The organism is Methylorubrum extorquens, from assembly GCF_024169925.1.
GTDB classification, from domain to species: domain Bacteria; phylum Pseudomonadota; class Alphaproteobacteria; order Rhizobiales; family Beijerinckiaceae; genus Methylobacterium; species Methylobacterium extorquens_A.
This window is the reverse complement of record NZ_JALJXF010000001.1, coordinates 393,385-411,794: the sequence shown is the minus strand read 5'-3', so window position 1 is coordinate 411,794 and position 18,410 is coordinate 393,385. Positions and strand designations below refer to the sequence as shown.

Here is an 18,410-nt window from a genome sequence, read left to right as displayed (position 1 = left end):
ACCCACGGATGTCATCCCTTTCCGCGAACCCGCAGCCGGGCACAGCCTCCGCCCGAGCCGGTCTCGTGGGCTGGCCGCTCGTCGCCTTGCTGGCCACGATCCAGTTTTCGGCGTTCAGTGACCGGTTTCTCCTGACGCTGGTCGCCACCCCGCTCAAGCAGGCCTTGGCTCTCAGCGATACCCAGCTCGGCCTGCTCCAAGGCTCGGCCTTCGCCCTCCCCTACGCACTCACCCTTCCGCTGCTCGGCATCGTGGCCGACCGTGGTCGCCAGCGTGGACTTATCCTCGCTGGGCTCTCGCTCTGGAGTGCGGCGACCTTCGCCAGCGGTCTCGCAGGCGGGTTCGGTGCGCTCCTCGCGGCGCGCCTCGCGCTCGGGCTGGGTCAGGCGGGGTTCGGCCCCGCCGCTCTCTCGCTGATGACCCTGCATCTACGCCGGAATCGCCTCGGCCGGGGCATCTCGGCGCTCACCGCCGCCGCCACGCTCGGCCGCAGCTTCGCTCTCCTCGCGGGCGGGGCCGTGCTGGCATGGCTGACGGCACGGGGCGGCCTTACCCTTCCCGGCCTCGCCCCCCTCGCCCCGTGGCAGGCTCTGCTCGTCCTCGCGGCGCTGCCGAACCTTGCCCTCGCCATCCTGGTGATGCGCATCCGGCCGACCCCGCGGGCCGCCGCTTCGGCACAGGCGTCACGCAGACTCCGCGAACCGTCGCTTCGCAGCGCCCTGGCCTGGATCGCGCGGCGGCGGAAGGCGTACCTGCCGCACGTCGCCGCCGCCACGGCCGCGGTTCTCATGACGCAGACCCTCACCGCCTGGGCGCCGACCTTCTATGTCCGCGCCTTCGGCCTCACCCCGGCGGAGAGCGGCCTGCGCCTCGGCCTCCTCGTGCTGATCGCCGCGCCGCTCGGCCATTTCGCGGGCGGGCTGGCCCTGGACCGGCTGCGCGGCGCCGGGCACGCGGATGCCGCGCCGCTGCTTCTGGCGGTGGGGCTGATCCTGGCCGTGCCGACGACGGCGTTCGCGAGTTTGAGCCCCGACCTGTCCCTCTCGCTTATCGGGTTCGCCGGCCTCGTCGCGCTGCTCGGCTTCACCAGTCCACCCGGCTTGGCCGGCATCCAGATCCTGACCCCGCAACGGCTGCGCGGCCGGGTCAACGCCCTGTTCCTCGCGACCGTCAACTTGGCGGGGTTCGGCCTCGGGCCGCTTCTGGTCGGCCTTCTCAGCGACCACCTGTTCGGGGAGGCCGGCCTCGGGCTCGCCCTCCTGGCCGTCTACGCGCCCGTCGGCGTAGCGGGGACCCTGGTCGCCCTGCTCGCGCGCCGCGCTTGGCGACCGGCTCGGCGGCGCCCGGTCTGATACGGTTTATCGCTTCAGGATCTTCGCTGTCTTTGCGAGACGAAGCCGTGGCAATCCAGGGCTCCGCACGATCCGGCGAAGTCGCGCCCTGGCTCGCTTCAGCTCCGCCTCGCGATGACGGAGGGGGCAAAATCCCGGGCGATCAATCTGAATCCGTGTCAAACGAAAACGGCCGCCCCGAGGGGCGGCCGGTTCAGCGTCCGGGTCAGTTGTCGAGGAAGCTTCGCAGCTTCCGCGACCGGCTCGGATGCTTGAGCTTGCGCAGGGCCTTCGCCTCGATCTGGCGGATGCGCTCGCGGGTCACCGAGAACTGCTGGCCCACCTCTTCGAGGGTGTGGTCGGTGTTCATGCCGATGCCGAAGCGCATGCGCAGAACGCGCTCTTCGCGCGGCGTCAGCGAGGCGAGCACACGGGTCGTGGTCTCGCGCAGGTTCGACTGGATCGCCGCGTCGATCGGCAGGACGACGTTCTTGTCCTCGATGAAGTCGCCGAGATGCGAATCCTCCTCGTCGCCGATCGGCGTTTCGAGGGAGATCGGCTCCTTGGCGATCTTCAGGACCTTGCGCACTTTCTCCAGCGGCATGGCCAGCTTCTCGGCCAGCTCCTCCGGAGTCGGCTCGCGGCCGATCTCGTGCAGCATCTGGCGCGACGTGCGGACGATCTTGTTGATCGTCTCGATCATGTGCACCGGAATGCGGATCGTGCGCGCCTGGTCGGCGATCGAGCGGGTGATCGCCTGCCGGATCCACCACGTGGCGTAGGTCGAGAACTTGTAACCGCGGCGGTACTCGAACTTATCGACCGCCTTCATCAGGCCGATATTGCCCTCCTGGATCAGATCCAGGAACTGCAGGCCGCGGTTGGTGTACTTCTTGGCGATCGAGATCACGAGGCGGAGGTTGGCCTCGATCATCTCCTTTTTCGCTTGGCGGGCCTCGCGCTCGCCCTTCTGCACCATGGCGACGATCTTGCGGTATTCGCCGATCTGAAGGCCGGTCTCGGAGGCAAGCGTCAGGATCTGCTCGCGCAGGTCCGCGACCTGCCGGCCGCCGCGCTCGACGAAGTTCTTCCAGCCCCGGCCGCCGAGGGTGGCGACGCGGTCCATCCAGTTCGGGTCGAGTTCGTAGCCCTGGTAGTGACGCAGGAACTCGTCGCGGGCGACGCCGTGATGCTCGGCGGCACGCATCAGGCGGCCCTCATGCGAGATGAGGCGCTTGTTGATGTCGTAGAGCTGCTCGACCAGCGCCTCGATGCGGTTGGCGTTGAGCGAGAGCGACTTCACGTCGGTGACGACGATGTCCTTCAGCTCGGCCTGCTTCTTGGTCTGCGCGGAGGTGACCGTGCCGCCGCCGGCCTTCAGCTCCGTCTCCTCGTTCTGGAGCTTGCGCAGCTTGCGGTAGTTCGAGGCGATGTTGTCGAAGGTTTCGAGAACGCGCGGCTTGATCTCGGCCTCCATGGCCGCGAGCGACACATTGTTCTCCATGTCGTCCTCGTCGTCGCCGCCTTCCGGCGGGACGGCGCCTTCGGCGTCCTCCGACTCCTCGTTCTCGCTCTCCGCCTCCTGCGGCGCGCCGCGGGCGTCGGGGCCGGCATAGGTGGCTTCGAGGTCGATGATGTCGCGCAGCAGCACCTTGCCGTCGACGAGTTCGTCGCGCCAGATGATGATGGCCTGGAAGGTCAGCGGGCTCTCGCAGAGGCCCGCGATCATCGCCTCGCGACCGGCCTCGATGCGCTTGGCAATCGCGATCTCACCCTCGCGCGAGAGCAGCTCCACCGAGCCCATCTCGCGAAGGTACATCCGCACGGGATCGTCCGTGCGGTCGGTCGGCTCGCGGGTGGTGGGGGTCGCGACCGCGACAGCACGGGTGCCGGAGGTCTCGGCAACCTCGCCGCCCTCGGCACTCTCCTCCTCCTCGGAGGCCTCTCCGTTGGCCTTGGCCTCGGGCGCGGCCTCTTCGGATTCCTCCGCCTCGACCACACGGATGCCCATGTCGTCGAGCTGCGCGAGAACATCCTCGATCTGGTCGCCGTCGACCTGACCGTCCGGGAGGACCTCGTTGATCTCTTCGTAGGTGACGTAACCGCGCTTCTTCGCGAGCTTGACCATCCGCTTGACGGCGGCATCCGTCAGGTCAAGGAGCGGGCCGTCCGTCGGTTGATCCTGGGCGGCGTCCGCATCGTCCCGCTCGGTTGCCTTCGTTGCCATGCTCAGCCTATTGTTCTCGTGGCGGCGCCGCAGGCTGAGCCCGCGCTCCGCGAAAGACCCGTCGCAATGTCTTGGAATGGCGCGCTTGTCGAGTGCCCGCGCCGATTCTCGTTGCATCCGCTTTAACTTGCCGTGCGTTGACCGACCGTTAACCAAGTCGGCCCCTCGCCGCCGTCACCCTACGGTCACGCCGACGCGAATTCATTCCTCATGAGAGACCTCCGCTTCCGCCTCGGCCGCAGCGATCACTGCCAATTGCTGTTGCACGTCGCATAGCCACGCGAAATTGGCCTCGGATCCGTCCTCGGCAAGAGCTCTTTCAGCTTGGTGAAGTTCGCTATGTAGCGCTCCCGTCTGCCGGTGCAAGATCACGGCCTGATGCAGGGTCTGTTCGAGACGCTGCGGGTCGGCGTTCGGATCGAGCGTCCAGCGGTCGCCGGAGCTGACCAGGGCAAGCAGCCGGGCATGGGCCTCTTCCAGCCCCGCACGACGCAGCCGCGCCTCCATCAATTCGGCTTCCGGGGTGCCGGCCTCCGCCGCCCGGTCGAGCAGGAGAGTGCGGAGCGCGCGGGCATCCGGGTTCATCAGTTCGAGGGCCGCGAGCGCCTCCTCCTCGATCCCGAGCAGCTCCGGGTGCGCGAGCAGGCTCATGACGATCATCGCCTCGCGCTTGGCCGCCCGCCCGCCCGCAGCCGGCATGGGGGCCGCCGTCTTCAGCAGCGGGTTGAAGCCCGTGGTGATGCGGGGCGACGGCGGCGGATCGCCGGGGCGGGGCCGGCGCTGGAACGGGGCGCCGCGCGGGCTCGCCGGACGGCCGCCGGCCGCGCGCTCGGTGCGTCCGCCGGAAAACCCGCCACTAGCCCCGCCGGACAGGCCCCGCAGCCGCCCCTCGATATCGTCGCGATAGAAGCGGCGCACGGTCTCGTCGCGAATGCCGGCCACCGCCTCCCGCAGGGTTCGAGCGAGTCCGGCCCGGCGCTCCGGCGTCTCGAGGGTCCCCGCCTCGGCTTCTCGCGCCCACAGCATCTCGACGAGCGGTCGCGCGGCCGAAAGCACCGCCTCGATCGCAGGGGGACCGCCGGAGCGCATCAGGTCGTCCGGGTCCTGCCCCTGGGGCAGCATCGCGATGCGCAGGGACTTGCCGGGCTCCAGCATCGGCAGGGCCACGTCGAGCGCGCGGAAGGCGGCGCGCTGGCCCGCCCCGTCACCGTCGAAGCACAGAATCGGCTCGTCGGCATGGCGCCAGAGCAGGGCGAGCTGATCCTCGGTCAGCGCCGTGCCGAGCGGCGCCACCGTCTCGGGGTAGCCGGCCAGCGTCATGGCGATGACGTCGACATAGCCCTCCACCGCGACGATCCGGCTCCGGTCGTGCGCGCTCCTGCGGGCGGCATGGAGGTTGTAGAGCATCCGCCCCTTGTGGAAGAGCGGCGTCTCCGGCGAGTTCATGTACTTCGCCTTGGCCTCGGCTTGCATCGCCCGGCCGCCGAAGGCGACGACGCGGCCGCGGACGTCGAGGATCGGAAACATGATCCGGTCGCGGAACTTGTCGTAGGGGACGTTCACTCCCTCGGGCGCCGCGAGCAGCCCGAGTTCCAGCATCAGGTCGCGGTCGACCCCCTTGCCCGCGAGGAAATCGCGCAGGGCGTAGCGACCGGGCAGCGAATAGCCGAGCCGGAACGTCTTGCGCGTCGCCTCGCCCAGGGCCCGTCGGTCGAGATAGGCCCGCGCCTCTCCGCCCGCCGGCCCCCGCAACTGCTCCTCGAAGTAGGCGGCGGCCAGTTCCATGACTTCGAGGGCGCCCTTGCGCCGCTCCTCGGCCTGCTCGTTCTCGACCGTCATCTTCGGCAGGGCGACGCCTGCCTCGCCGGCCAGTCGCTCGACCGCCTCGGGGAAGCTCAAGCCTTCCGTTTCCATGACGAATTTGAAGATGTCGCCGTGCTTGCCGGAGGAGAAGCAGTGGTAGAACTGCTTCTGGTCGTTCACGTAGAACGAGGGCGTCTTCTCCGAATTGAACGGCGACAGGCCGCGCCACTCGCGGCCGGCCTTCTTCAGCCGCACGCGCCGGCCGACCACCTCGGAGGTGGGCACGCGGGCACGGATCTCTTCGAGGATGTGGGGCGGGTAGCGCACGGTGACTCTGCTGGAAGCGGATCGCGTGGACGTTCAGGACCGGCCTTGCGGCAGGCAGTCTAGCGCGGCGGACCTGCCGGAGTCTTAAAGCTTGTCGCGCGGAGCTTTCGCCGGGGCGATGCGTTTTTCGCCCGATGACGGAATTGCCCTCGCTCACCCGCCGCGGCATCGCACGCCGCCCGCTTCTCGGCCTCGCCCTGTTCGGCGCGCTCGCCTCCCGGGCGCGGGCCGCCGACGATCTCTCGGCGGTGCTCGATCCCTCGGCCCGCGTGGAAACGCTGTATGACGAGGGTGAATGGTGCGAGGGGCCGGTCTGGGCGCCGTCCCTCGGCGGACTGATCTTCAGCGACGTGCGGCGCAACCGGATGATGCTGATCCGCGAGGGTGGCCGCGCGGACGTGTTTCGCGAGCCCTCCAACAACGCCAACGGCAACACCCTCGATACGCAGGGCCACCTCGTCACCTGCGAGCACCGCACCTCGCGAATCGTGCGGCGGGAGACCGACGGCGCCATCACCGTGCTGGCGGACCGTTACAATGGAGGGCGACTCAATGCGCCCAACGACGTCGTGGTCGCCCGCGACGGCGCGATCTGGTTCACCGATCCCACCTACGGCATCGATCAGGCCGAAGAGGGCAAGCCGCGCCCGTCCGAGCAGAAGGGCCGCTTCGTCTTCCGCCTCACCCCCGATGGGTCGCTCGCCGTCGCCACGGATCGGTTCGTGCAGCCCAACGGGCTCGCCTTCTCGCCCGACGAGCGTATTCTCTACATCTGCGAGTCGGGCACCCGCGAAGGGGCGGCCGGTGAGATCCGCGCCTTCGACGTCGCGGACGGACAGCTATCGAACGAACGCGTCCTCGCAACCGTCTCGAAGGGCGTGCCGGACGGGGTGAAGGTCGATACCGACGGACGGGTCTATGCCGGCACGGGCGACGGCGTGCGGATCTGGTCGGCCGACGGCCGCCCGGTCGGACACATCCCGACCGAGGGCCCCTGCGCCAACATCGCCTTCGGCGGGCCGGACGGGCGGCGACTATTCCTCTGCGCGGGCAAGCGGGTGCTCGCCGTCGAGACCAAGGTGCGCGGCGCCGCGACCGGCTCAGGGGGGAGCCGCCCATGACGATTCGCTTCGCGCGGCGCACGCTGCTCGCCAGCACCGCGGCTTTGGCCGCCGCACGGACGATGGCGGCGAGGCCGGCCCACGCTCAAGCGGCGACCGGGCCGGTCGGGACCTTAGACCTCGTGGTGGCCGCGCAGGCACCGACGACGCCGACCGGGCTGACGCTCTCCGCCGACGGCCGGATGTTCCTGTTCATGCCGCGCTTCGACGAGAAGACGGTGTTCACGGCCGGCGAGGTGTTTCCGGACGGGCGGGTCGTGCCCTATCCGAGCGAAGCGGCGAACCGGCCCGATCCGGCGCTGCCCGCCGAGACGCTGTTCCACGTCCCCAACGGCGTGTTCGACCGGCAAAATCGCCTCTGGCTGCTCGATGCCGGGCTGATGGCCTCGTCGGGAGAGCCGGTGCCGGGTGCGGCCAAGCTCGTCTGCATCGATCCGACGACGAACTCGGTCGTGCGCACGATTCCGCTGCAATCGGTCGTGACGAAGACCTCCTCGCTCAACGACCTGCGGGTCGATGTACGGCCGGGACGCGAGGCGGCCTACATCACCGATCAGGGCCAGACCGGCGCGGGCGCGCTGATCGCCGTCGATCTGGCAACTGGGCGCGCGGTGCGGCGGCTCGCAGAGCATGCCAGCACGCAATCGGTGCCCGACATCCTCAAGATCGTCGAAGGCCGTGTGCTGCTGAAGCGCGAGCCCGACGGCACGACGAGCCCGATCAAGGGCGGCGCCAACGGCATCGCGCTGAGCCCCGACGGTGCGCGGCTCTACTACACGCCGCTGATGAGCCGGCGCCTCTACGCGGTCGAGACGGCCGCCCTGCTCGATGCCGGCAAGGACGACGCCGCGGTGGCGGACACGGTGACGGATCTCGGCGAGAAGGGCCTGACCGGCGGGCTCGCCGCCGATTCGCGCGACCGGGTTTACCTCAGCCTGCAGGAGTTCAACGGCATGGGCCGGCGCGACCCGGATGGCCGGGTCGAGGTCATCGCCACCGACCCGCGCCTGATCTGGCCGGACACGTTCTGGATCACGGCGGACGGCTGGCTCTACCTGTCGTCCGCCCAAGCCAACCGCCGCCCGGAACATAACGGCGGCACCGACCGGCAGGAGCCGCCCTACGCGATCTTCCGCATGCGGATCGATGCCGGACCGGCGTGACGGGGAAGGTTACTTGCCCGCCAGCGCGTCCTTCACCAGCGCGCTCGCACGGCCGAAATCCATCCGGCCGGTATACTTGCCCTTCAGCGCGGCGATCACCTTGCCCATGTCCTTCGGGCTCTCGGCACCGGTCTCGGCGATGGCGTCGGCGATCGCCGTACGGGTCTCGGCCTCGTCCAGTTGCTGCGGCAGGAAGGTCTGGATGATCTCGGCTTCCGCACGCTCGCTCTCGGCGAGTTCGGGCCGGCCGCCCTGCTCGTAGACGCCCGCGGCCTCCTGGCGCTGCTTGATCATCTTCTGGAGGAGCGCGAGGATTTCGTCTTCGCTCGTCTCAGGCTTACCCTCGCCGCGCGCGGCGATGTCGCGGTCCTTGAGTGCGGCCTGGATCATGCGCACGGTCGAGAGCTTCTGCTTCTCGCCGGCCTTCATGGCCGCTTTCATTTCGGCGGTGATGCGCTCGCGCAGCATGGTGCTATGACTCCCGTCGGCTGTTTCGATGCGGACGTCCAATCCGTCCAGGGCATTGCGCACGGCTGAGTCCGCGCCCAGATTGACCCGGGCGCGGCCGGCTCGCTATGAGCCCCGCAGAGATATCGCCTTGCCCCGCGGCCCGAATGAGCGGCCGCGCGAGGCGGCGGACATAAGCCGGATCGGACCCATGCTGCAAGACGAACCCGCGACCCTGCGCGCCGATCCCGCGCGCACGAACCCGGAACCCAAGGCACCCGAGCCCTGGAGCGAACCGCTGGTGACGGCGCTGCTCGTGCTGGCCGACGGCACCGTGCTCGAAGGCTTCGGCATCGGCCAGACCGGTGCGGCCGACGGCGAGGTCTGCTTCAACACGGCGATGACGGGCTATCAGGAGATCCTGACCGACCCGTCCTATGCCGGGCAGATCGTGACCTTCACCTTCCCGCATATCGGCAATGTCGGCACCAACGACGAGGATCTGGAGAGCCTCGAAGCGGCGCCGGCCTCCGGCGTGCGCGGGGCGGTGATCGCCTCGGCCGTCACCAAGCCGTCGAACTGGCGCTCCTCCTCGCATCTCGACGGCTGGCTCAAGGCTCGCGGCATCGTCGGCATCACCGGGATCGACACGCGGGCGCTGACCGCGCTGATCCGGGACCGCGGCATGCCCAACGCCGTGATCGCCAACGATCCCGAGGGCAAGTTCGACCGCGAGGCGCTTCAACGCCGCGCGGCGGCGCTCGCGCCGATGGAAGGTCTCGACCTCGTGCCGCCGGTGACCTCCCGCGAGACCACGGCCTGGACCGAGACCGTCTGGGCGGTGAAGGGCGGCTACGGCTCGCGGGCGCCGGGCCAGGGCTTGAAGGTGGTCGCCATCGATTACGGCGTGAAGCGCAACATCCTGCGCCTGCTCGCGGAAGCCGGCTGCGACGTGACGGTGGTGCCGGCGACGACCAAGGCCGAGGACATCCTGGCCTTGAAGCCGGACGGCGTGTTCCTCTCCAACGGCCCCGGTGACCCGGCCGCGACCGGCGAGTACGCCGTGCCGGTGATCCGCAAGCTCTTGGATGAGCGGGTGCCGACCTTCGGCATCTGCCTCGGCCACCAGCTCATGGGCCTCGCGCTCGGCGGGCGCACGGTGAAGATGGGTCAGGGCCATCACGGCGCGAATCATCCGGTGAAGGACCACACCACCGGCAAGGTCGAAATCGTCTCGATGAACCACGGCTTCGCGGTCGATCCGAAAAGCTTGCCCGACACCGCAGTCGAGACCCACGTTTCGCTGTTCGACGGATCGAATTGCGGGCTGTCACTGACCGACCGCCCGGCCTTCTCGGTGCAGCACCACCCGGAAGCCTCTCCGGGCCCGCGTGACAGCCACTACCTGTTCGAGCGCTTCGTGAAGCTGATGCGCGAGAACCGCCCCGAGACGGCGGCGTAACAGGCTGAAACGGCGGCCCAGCGCCGCCGTTCCCGGCAGCGTCACAAAAAATCCAACCTTGCCCCCCATCCCCTGGTTCATGGCCGGATCGGACAAGAATCAGCGGCCGGACACATTGGGGGCTTGCCGGATGACGCTCGACGACGCGCGCGACGACTTCTCGCGCCTGCATCGCCTGTTCACCTTCCACCTCGGCGTGGCGGTCGGCCTCGCGTGGCTGACGACGCTCTACGCAGCGGCTTCCGCGCCGTGGGTGCGCAACATCCGCGCGCTGATCGACCCGACCGATCCGATGCGGATCGAGAGCACGCTGTCCTACCTGTTCGTGATGCCGGCGGTCCTGACCCTGGCCTGGGCCTCCGCCTATTTCGGCCGCGAGACCATGCGCCGTTTCCAGACCCTGCCGAACCAGACCCTCGAATTCGCCGCCGCGGCGATGGTGGCCTTCGGCGTGTTCTATCTGTCGATCGACCGAGCCGTCGCCGTCATCGGCGCCGGGTTCTGACCCCTGGCAACTCCCGAGTGCCGGCGCATCCAGCCGGCACTTACGCCTCCACCCACCGCCGCACCGCGCCGTCGGCGATGAGCCGGACCAGCCGCTGCTCCGCCTCCGCATCCGCGGCGACGACGACACCGCCGCAGACCGTGTCGCGGCCGGTGAACGCGTAGCGCAGCACCGGCGCCGGCCTCAGCCCGCCCGTTCCCGTCGCGCAAAATCCTTGCATCGCGTGCGGCCGGTCGCTGCGGCCGATGGCGACCTCCAACCCGGCCGCCTGCCCCTTCAGCGGAATCGCGAAGAATTCGAGCCGCCGCCCCTCCTGCTGGGCGAGCGCCCGACGGGGGCTGGAAAGCGCGACAAGGGCGTCGGGGGGCAGATGCAGCAACCCCTCGAACGACAGCGATGGCCCCACCCGCGCGAATCGGTCGATCACGGCCATCCCCCTCAGGTCGTCGAGCACGAGGAAGAGGCGCGCATGGGCGTAGTCGGGCCCGTGTACGGTGGTGGAGACCGTCAGGACCTGGGCACCATCGAGCGTGAAGCGGGCATCCAACCTCCCCGAACCGGCGACTGGCTCGCACCCGTCGGGGATGGCGACGTTGTGAGCGCGGGGCGAGAGCAGGTAGTGGCGCGCCGGGCCGACCTCGACGCCCTCGGCACCGCCCCCCTCCACGATCCAGCGCCGCGAGCCGGTGGCGAAGGTGAAGGAGGTGCAGTCGCGATGCCCGTGCGGTGATTGCACGGCGTGGGTGAGGGCGAAATGGCCCCAGCCCTGCTCCATCCCATCGTGGCGGAGCGCCAACATGCCGGCGGTGCGACCCTCGGGAACGGGCGCCGCTTCGCGCTCCGCGACGAGGTCGTAGCTCTGAGAAGGATCCCGCGAGGAGAGCCGAGCGATCCAGGCGGCGTGATCGAGGCCGGCGGGGGCATCGCCGAAGGGCGGCAGCCGTCCGCCGCGATCGATCAGTCCGGCGAGGCCGGGCAAAGCCGCGTCGACGCGGCGGCGGATCGTCGGGCCGGGCTCGGTCTCGCCGAGCGCATCCGCGATCGCCTGTCCGTGGCTCAGGAGATCGAGGCGCCGCACCGGGGCGGCATCGGTGAACGCGCCCGCCTCCGACAGCAGCGCATCGAAGCCGTGGGTGAGGCTGTCGCGCGCCAGAGAATCCCAGTGAGGGGCGAAGGCGAAGCCGGGCAGCGCCCGCGCGACGGCAAGCAGAGCCGCCGCCGCCTGGATCCCGTGCAGAGCCCGCGCGAGGGTGTTTTGCCCGACGATCTCGGCGAGCGCGAAGCCCTGCCGCGCGGCCTCCGCGGCAATCTCGGCGCGGGCGGGCTCGTGGCCGCCCGCGAGCAGGCTCGCCAGCACGTCGCCGCGCGGCGCCAGGGCCGCCGGGTGCAGGCTCAGGCCGTCCGCCGGCTGACTCCACGGATTGGCCCGCGACCAAGCGGCGGCGATCGTCCGGGCGCGGGCCGCACCGTCCGGAAGGGCTGCCAGCGACAGCAGCCAGGCCAGCGACTGATAGGCGAGGCGCCACGCCACCGAGCGGAACGGATCCTCGCGCCAATCCGGCGCTTGCGGCAACGTCCAATCGGGCAGGCCGGCTAGAGCCAGGACGACGCTCTCGCCTTCGATCCGCGCACTCCGATCCGGCCCGGCGCGCCGCTCGCGGGCCTGGGCGAGGATCGGCGCGGCCCCCGTATCGGAACCCGCCCGCCACGACGCGGGCACGCCTTCGGGCAGGCCGAGCCGGTCGGCAAGGCGGGCGAGGAAAGCCGGCGCATCGAGGATGTCGTCGTCGCAGAGGCTTTCGAGGCGGAAATCGTCTTCGAGCGCGAGTTCGGGCAGACCGATCAACTCGCTCTCCGCGGCGCTCTGCGCATCCTCCCACACGCCGAAATCGAGCGCGACCGTGGCGGCACCGGGCGGCGGACGCAGGGTCAGGGTGAAGCGGCGCGCCTGCGGCTGGGCCGAGAGGTTGATGACCGCACCGAGGCCCGGCACGGAGACCGCGTTGGCATAGGGCGGCGCGATCTCCGCGCCCGCCGCGTCACGGTAGACGAGCCGCACCCGCGCGGCATGATCGTCGGCCCGCGCGGCGAAGATCTGGCCGCGCAGCACTAGGGCGACGTCCTCGGCAAGCGCGTAGTCGAAATGCAGCCCCTCGCCGGATAGCGTACGCCGACGCGGCGCCGGCGCCGGATCGGGTTCGCCGAGGCGCAGCACAGGGTCGGCCACGGTGACGTCGCGGGTGTTGCGCCACGAGCGCAGGGTGACGCTGACGCCGGTCGCCTGATCGGGCACGAGGAAGGCGATGCGGAACGGCTCCGCACCGAGGAGGGCCGGCCCCGGAATCCAGGCGACATGCGGATCGAGCAGGCTGCGGGCCAGCCCCGGCACGTGGTCGAGATCGAGGCTGGAGCCGTCCGCCGCCAGGAAGTCGAAGCCGGCCGCGGCGGCATCGACGGCCAGGGCCGCCGCCTCGTCCGCATTGAAGGCCAGACCGAATTGCAGGCAGGCCCAGGTGCCGGGTGACAGACCGGAAAAGTTCAACGCTATCCGCGCGAAGCGGTTGTTGGGCGCGATGCGGTGCAGCCCCTCGCGTCCGCCCGGCCCGGCGCCCCCGGCATAGCGTGAAGCGGCCGGCAGCCGGGACGCTGCGCCCTCGCCGTCGGAGACGGCCGCAGCGGCCCGCTCATCGATCTGGTCCATCACCCGCAGGCGCTACCTCGGGGATCGGCCGTGTCAAGGCGCGAGCCAGCCTCGTGCAAGATTGCCTACCTAAACCTCCCATCCGACGCGGGCTCCACCGTCCGGGTGCGCCGGCATCCCGCGTTTCTCCAGAGGCCCTTGGGATGGGGGCGTTGCCATGACGACGGGCGTCTACCTGTTCGACCTCGCCTCGCAGCACGCGCGCCACCTCGCGACGCGGCAGGCCACCATCGCCGGAAACGTCGCGAACGCGAACACCCCCGGCTACAAGGCGCGAGACGTCGTGCCCTTTGCCCAGGTTCTGGCCAGGACCGGGCTCGACATGGCCTCGACCGCCACGAGCCACATGGAGACGCAGGGCAACCGCATTCCCGTGCGCGAGGCCAAGTCCGCCGAGACCTGGGAAGTGCTGCAATCGTCGAGCGCGGTCAGCCTGGAGCAGGAGATGCTCAAGGCCGGCGACGTCTCGCGCCAGCATAACCTCGACACGGCGGTGGTGAAGTCGTTCCACCGCATGCTGATGGCCGCGGTGAGGGGCGGCGCATGATCGATCCCCTGCTCTCCGCCTCGCGGCTCGCGAGCGCCGGCCTCGAAGCGCAGTCGCTGCGCATGCGGGTCGTCTCCGAGAACCTCGCCAACGCGCAATCGACCGGCGCGACGCCGGGCGCCGACCCCTATGCCCGCAAGACGGTGACGTTCCGGGCCGAACTCGATCGGGCGGCGGGCATCGCCTCGGTGCGCCTGCGCGAGATCGGCACCGACGACGCCCCGTTCCGCACCGAGCACGACCCCGCCAGCCCGGCGGCGGATGCGAACGGCAACGTCAAGCTACCCAACGTGAACATGCTCGTCGAGATGGCCGACATGCGCGAGGCCAACCGCTCCTACGAGGCGAACCTCCAGGTCATCAAACAGGCCCGGGCCATGGTCGCCAGCGTCATCGATCTCCTGAAGTCCTGAAGAGCCGCCCGCGATGATCGAAGCCCTCAACTCGCTCGCCGCCTTCGACAAGGTCGCCGGCACCTCCTTCGCCGGGGCCGCGCCGACCCAGAAGGCCGTGTTCAGCCCGGCCGCCCTCTCGGGCATCGCCGGGACCGCCCCGACGGCGCCCACCGATTTCGGTGACGTGATGGCCCAGGTCGCGTCGAGCGCCCGCGATGCGCTGCGCAGCGGCGAGGCCACGGCGATCTCCGGCATCCAGGGCAAGGCCACCGCCCAGCAGGTGGTCGAGGCGGTGATGTCCGCCGAGCAGAGCCTCCAGACCGTGGTGGCGATCCGCGACAAGGTGGTCGCCGCCTACCTCGAACTCAGCCGCATGCCGATCTGATCGGCCATTCAAGGAAGCTAGACGCCATGCGCGCGCTCGCCATCGCCGCCACGGGCATGTCCGCCCAGCAGCTCAACCTCGAAGTCATCGCCAACAACATCGCCAACCTGAACACCACCGGGTTCAAGGGCGCGCGGGCCGAGTTCACCGATCTGCTCTACCAGGCCGAGCGGCAGCAGGGCGTGCCGAACCAAGCGGGCCAGGAGGCGGTGCCGGAGGGCGCGATGCTGGGCCTCGGCGTGCGCGCCGCCGCGATCCGCAACCTGCACCGGCAGGGGTCGCTCGCCAACACCGGCAACCAGCTCGATCTGGCTGTGAACGGGCGCGGCTACTTCCAGATCACCAGCCCGGCGGGCGAGATCAACTACACCCGCGCCGGCTCGTTCAACAAGAACAACGCCGGCCAGCTCGTGACCATGGAAGGCTACGCCGTCGATCCGGCGATCCTGATTCCGCAGAACACCACGCAGGTGACGATCAACGAGTCCGGTCAGGTCTTCGCCAAGATCGACGGTCAGGTGGCGCTACAGAACGTCGGCCAGTTGACGCTCGCCAACTTCGCCAACGATTCCGGCCTCGAACCGCTCGGCAACGGCCTCTACCGCGAGACCCCGGCCTCCGGCGCGCCGGTGGTCGGCAACCCCGGCGACGTGAGCTACGGCAAGCTGCAGCAGGGCTATCTCGAAGGCTCCAACGTCGATCCGGTGAAAGAGATCACCAGCCTCATCACGGCCCAGCGCGCCTTCGAGATGAACTCCAAGGTGATTCAGGCCGCCGACGAGATGGCCGGAACGGTCTCCAAGGGCATCCGCTGACACGCGCGACGCTCTCTCCCGCGGCCTCCCCTCCTCCTTCGGCGCGATCCCCCATGCCCCGCAAGACCTTCGTCCGCGGCCTCGTGCTGGCCGCCCTCGCCGTCGGTTCGTCACAACCCATCGCCCCGGCGCAGGCCGTCGAGGGCATGGCGAATGCCGAACTCATGCTGCCGGTGCCGACCGTCACGATCTATCCCGGCGATACGATCAAGGAATCGATGCTGCGGATGCAGGCCTATCCCGCGACCTACCGGGCGCGCACGGCCGTCATCGATGCCTCGGCGGCGATCGCCGGCCGGGTCGCGCGGCGGATGCTGCTGCCGGGTGAGCCGGTGCCGGTCAACGCCGTGGACGATCCCCGCCTCGTGAGCCGGGGCGCGCCGACGCAGATGATCTTCGAGGAGAACGGCCTCGTCATCACCGCGGTCGGAGCGCCGCTCCAGAACGGCGGCCTCGGCGAGACGATCCGCGTGCGCAACACCGACACCAACCGCATCATCCTCGGCACCGTCATGGCCGACGGCCGCATCCGGATCGGCGCGCAATGACCCGCCGGGGCTCGTACCTCTTGGCAGCGATCCCGACCTTCGGTCGTGATCGCCGCGCACGGCGGACGCCCGCCGCCGCGCCGTCGCGCGGGCAGACGGCAATGCAGCCAATGCATCGCCGTCTGATCCTGGCGGTGCTGCTCGGCCTGCTCACCGGCCTCGGCTTTGCCGCGATGACGGGTTCGGCCCGGGCGGGCGGCACCCGCATCAAGGACATCGCCACGCTTAAGGGCGTGCGCGACAACCAGCTCTTCGGCTACGGCCTCGTCACCGGGCTCCAGGGCACCGGCGACACCCTGCGCAACGCGCAGTTCACCGAGCAATCGCTGCAATCGCTGCTCGACCGGCTCGGCATCAACGTGCGCGACGCCCGCCTGCGCACCCGCAACATCGCCGCCGTGATGGTGACCGCCGATCTGCCGCCCTATACCGGCACCGGCTCGCGCATCGACGTCACCGTGACCTCCATGGGCGACGCCACGTCGCTGCGCGGCGGCACCCTGCTGATGACCTCGCTCACCGGCGGCGACGGCCTCGTCTACGCGGCGGCGCAAGGGCCGCTCGCGGTCTCCGGCTTCTCGGTGCAGGGCCAGGCCGAGCAGTTGACGCAAGGGGTGCCGACGGCGGGCCGCATCCCCAACGGGGCGATGATCGAGCGCGAGGTGCCCGGCACCTTCCGCGATCTGCCCGAACTCGTGTTCGAGCTGAAGAACCCCGACTTCAAGACCGCGACCCAGATCGCCGACGCGATCAATGCGTGGTCGCTCGGCGCCTTCGGCCGTCGCATCGCCAGCGCGCGGGACCAGCGCGCGGTGGTGGTGATGCGCGGGCGCCAGATGGCCCAGACCCGGCTCGTGGCGCAGATCGGGGACCTGACGATCCAGCCCGACACGCCGGCCCGCGTCGTCGTGGACCAGCGCACCGGTACCGTCGTGATCGGGCGCAACGTGACGATCTCCACCGTCGCGGTCACCCACGGCAACCTCACGGTCCGCGTCACCGAGGCGCCGGAAGTGTCGCAGCCCGAACCCTTCTCCAACGGCCAGACCACGGTGGTGCCGCGCACGGAGGTGTCGGCGCGGGAGGAGCGCGGCAAGCTCGCCATCCTCGGCGGGTCCGATCTCCAGACGCTGGTGCGCGGCCTCAATCAGGTCGGGCTGAAGCCCACCGACATCATCGCGATCCTGCAGGCGGTGAAGACCGCCGGCGCCCTCCAGGCGGAGCTTGTGGTGCAATGATCGGGTCTCGAATCGATCCGGCCGCCGCCGCTCCCCCTCTCCCTCTCCCCGGCAAGGGGGAGACGCAGCCCGCATCCGGACCCCGCATGAGATCCGCGATCGCACTCTTCTTCTGTCTCGCGGCCGCGCCGGCGTTCGCAGCCGGCGGCGAGCATGCCGACCCGGCCAAGGACGCCGCGATGCGGGCGCTCGCCGTCCGCGACGCGCCGAAGGAGGTCTCGGCCCAGGACTTCGTCGCCAAGGAGCCGGCCAAGTCCGGCTACTGCGCCAACATCGCGGATGCCGCCGCCGATGCCCGCTTCGCATGGCAGAAGGAGCAGCTCGCGACCATGGAGCGGCAGGTCGAGGAGCGCATCAAGCTGCTCGAAGAGAAGCGGGCTGAGTACGAGGCGTGGCTCAAGCGCCGCAACGAGTTCCTGGCCAAGGCCGACGAGAGTGTGGTCGCGGTCTACGCCAAGATGCGGCCCGACGCGGCGGCGCTCCAGCTCGCCAACATGCCCGACGAAGCCGCCGCCGCGCTGCTGACCAAGCTCAACGCAAGAGCTGCCAGCGCCATCCTCTCCGAGATGGAGGCGGCCCGTGCCGCCGGTCTCGCCCGTGCGATGTCGGAGACCGGCCGCAAGGATGCGACCGCTCCGGCCGTCAAGAAGAACCAGAGGTCGTGATGCGCCCCTCCTCCGCCGCCGCGGCCGTGCTGGCCCTCTCGCTCGGCGCCTGCCAGAGCGATCTCGACCGCCTCGGCCGCCCGCCGCTGCTGACGCCGATCGGCACCGGCCTCAACGCGCCTCGCGAGCCGCTGCCGACCTCCTTCGGCGCGCTTGGCCCGCGCCACAGCTACCATTCGACCTGGAGCCCGGCGAGCGCCGCGCTCTATCAGGATCCACGCGCCCGCGACGTCGGCGACGTCATCACGGTCAGCATCGCCATCAACGACAAGGCGCAGTTCGACAACGCGAGCGAGCGCGGACGCAGCCAGAAGAGCAGCCTCGGCTTCGATTTCGGCTACGGCGTCTCGGCGCTCAAGGATACGGCCACCGCCGATACCGGCATCCGCTCCGGCACCGAGACCAAGGGCCAGGGCTCGATCGACCGCAAGGAATCGCTCAGCCTCTCCGTCGCGGCGGTGGTCACCGAGGTGCTGCCCAACGGCAACGTGCTGATCTCGGGCTCGCAGGAAGTGCGGGTCAACAACGAGGTCCGCGTGCTCGAAGTCGCCGGCATCGTCCGCCCGCGGGACATCTCGCGCAAGAACACCATCGACTACGACAAGATCGCCGAGGCGCGCATCTCATACGGCGGGCGCGGGCGCATCACCGACGTGCAGGGCCCGAGCCTGGGCCAGCGGGTCTTCGAGACCGTGGCGCCGTTCTGACGACGTGCCCCGAGCGCGGCTGC

At 70.0% G+C, this 18,410-nt stretch carries 17 protein-coding genes; 13 read left to right on the top strand and 4 right to left on the bottom strand.

Features of this window, described 5'->3' with window-relative positions:
* Positions 1–8: 8 nt before the first annotated feature.
* Positions 9–1,352: an MFS transporter gene (locus J2W78_RS02010; protein ID WP_253367595.1), complete on the top strand. Its 1,344-nt coding sequence runs from the start codon at positions 9–11 to the stop codon at positions 1,350–1,352.
* A gap of 205 nt (positions 1,353–1,557) precedes the next feature.
* Here the strand turns inward: J2W78_RS02010 and rpoD are convergent, their stop codons facing one another.
* Positions 1,558–3,558, bottom strand: a complete 2,001-nt coding sequence (rpoD, locus tag J2W78_RS02005) for an RNA polymerase sigma factor RpoD (RefSeq protein WP_253367593.1) — start codon at positions 3,556–3,558, stop codon at positions 1,558–1,560.
* Between the two features lie 201 nt (positions 3,559–3,759).
* Positions 3,760–5,688, bottom strand: a complete 1,929-nt coding sequence (gene dnaG, locus J2W78_RS02000) for a DNA primase (RefSeq protein WP_253367591.1) — start codon at positions 5,686–5,688, stop codon at positions 3,760–3,762.
* A gap of 134 nt (positions 5,689–5,822) precedes the next feature.
* On the opposite strand from dnaG, the gene J2W78_RS01995 reads away from it, so the two are divergent.
* A complete protein-coding gene (locus tag J2W78_RS01995; protein ID WP_253367588.1) occupies positions 5,823–6,809 on the top strand; it encodes an SMP-30/gluconolactonase/LRE family protein in 987 nt (328 codons plus the stop codon).
* The gene (locus tag J2W78_RS01990; protein ID WP_253367586.1) at positions 6,806–7,972 is read left to right on the top strand and encodes a major royal jelly family protein; all 1,167 of its coding nucleotides are present in this window, start codon (positions 6,806–6,808) and stop codon (positions 7,970–7,972) included. The genes J2W78_RS01995 and J2W78_RS01990 overlap by 4 nt, the downstream gene beginning before the upstream one ends.
* A 9-nt stretch (positions 7,973–7,981) precedes the next feature.
* Here the strand turns inward: J2W78_RS01990 and J2W78_RS01985 are convergent, their stop codons facing one another.
* A complete protein-coding gene (locus J2W78_RS01985; protein WP_253367584.1) occupies positions 7,982–8,440 on the bottom strand; it encodes a GatB/YqeY domain-containing protein in 459 nt (152 codons plus the stop codon).
* Between the two features lie 190 nt (positions 8,441–8,630).
* On the opposite strand from J2W78_RS01985, the gene carA reads away from it, so the two are divergent.
* Together carA and J2W78_RS01975 are read left to right on the top strand one after the other, a co-directional pair.
* On the top strand, positions 8,631–9,881 hold the full coding sequence (gene carA / locus J2W78_RS01980) for a glutamine-hydrolyzing carbamoyl-phosphate synthase small subunit (protein ID WP_253367583.1): 1,251 nt from the start codon (positions 8,631–8,633) through the stop codon (positions 9,879–9,881).
* A gap of 130 nt (positions 9,882–10,011) precedes the next feature.
* The gene (locus tag J2W78_RS01975; protein ID WP_056498551.1) at positions 10,012–10,386 is read left to right on the top strand and encodes a hypothetical protein; all 375 of its coding nucleotides are present in this window, start codon (positions 10,012–10,014) and stop codon (positions 10,384–10,386) included.
* Positions 10,387–10,426: 40 nt separating this feature from the next.
* Here J2W78_RS01975 and J2W78_RS01970 read toward each other — a convergent pair whose 3' ends face one another.
* Entirely contained in the window at positions 10,427–13,087 is a 2,661-nt protein-coding gene (locus tag J2W78_RS01970; protein WP_253367582.1) for a heparinase II/III domain-containing protein, read from the bottom strand.
* A gap of 157 nt (positions 13,088–13,244) precedes the next feature.
* Here J2W78_RS01970 and flgB point away from each other — a divergent pair, with 157 nt between their 5' ends.
* The 8 genes from flgB (at position 13,245) to flgH (ending at position 18,387) form a co-directional block, all read left to right on the top strand.
* Entirely contained in the window at positions 13,245–13,634 is a 390-nt protein-coding gene (gene flgB / locus J2W78_RS01965) for a flagellar basal body rod protein FlgB (RefSeq protein ID WP_253367578.1), read from the top strand.
* On the top strand, positions 13,631–14,047 hold the full coding sequence (gene flgC, locus J2W78_RS01960) for a flagellar basal body rod protein FlgC (protein ID WP_253367576.1): 417 nt from the start codon (positions 13,631–13,633) through the stop codon (positions 14,045–14,047). Before flgB ends, flgC begins: the two co-directional genes overlap by 4 nt.
* A gap of 13 nt (positions 14,048–14,060) precedes the next feature.
* On the top strand, positions 14,061–14,414 hold the full coding sequence (locus J2W78_RS01955) for a flagellar hook-basal body complex protein FliE (RefSeq protein WP_253367575.1): 354 nt from the start codon (positions 14,061–14,063) through the stop codon (positions 14,412–14,414).
* Between the two features lie 26 nt (positions 14,415–14,440).
* Positions 14,441–15,229 (top strand): flagellar basal-body rod protein FlgG, encoded by a 789-nt coding sequence (flgG, locus tag J2W78_RS01950; protein ID WP_253367573.1) that lies wholly within the window; start codon positions 14,441–14,443, stop codon positions 15,227–15,229.
* 53 nt (positions 15,230–15,282) lie between these two features.
* Complete coding sequence (gene flgA / locus J2W78_RS01945) at positions 15,283–15,777, top strand: flagellar basal body P-ring formation chaperone FlgA (protein WP_253367571.1); 495 nt, start codon at positions 15,283–15,285, stop codon at positions 15,775–15,777.
* A gap of 110 nt (positions 15,778–15,887) precedes the next feature.
* Positions 15,888–17,015 (top strand): flagellar basal body P-ring protein FlgI, encoded by a 1,128-nt coding sequence (gene flgI, locus J2W78_RS01940; protein ID WP_253367569.1) that lies wholly within the window; start codon positions 15,888–15,890, stop codon positions 17,013–17,015.
* 86 nt (positions 17,016–17,101) lie between these two features.
* Complete coding sequence (locus J2W78_RS01935) at positions 17,102–17,680, top strand: MotE family protein (protein WP_253367567.1); 579 nt, start codon at positions 17,102–17,104, stop codon at positions 17,678–17,680.
* On the top strand, positions 17,680–18,387 hold the full coding sequence (gene flgH / locus J2W78_RS01930; protein ID WP_253367565.1) for a flagellar basal body L-ring protein FlgH: 708 nt from the start codon (positions 17,680–17,682) through the stop codon (positions 18,385–18,387). The genes J2W78_RS01935 and flgH overlap by 1 nt, the downstream gene beginning before the upstream one ends.
* The last annotated feature ends 23 nt before the right edge of the window (positions 18,388–18,410 follow it).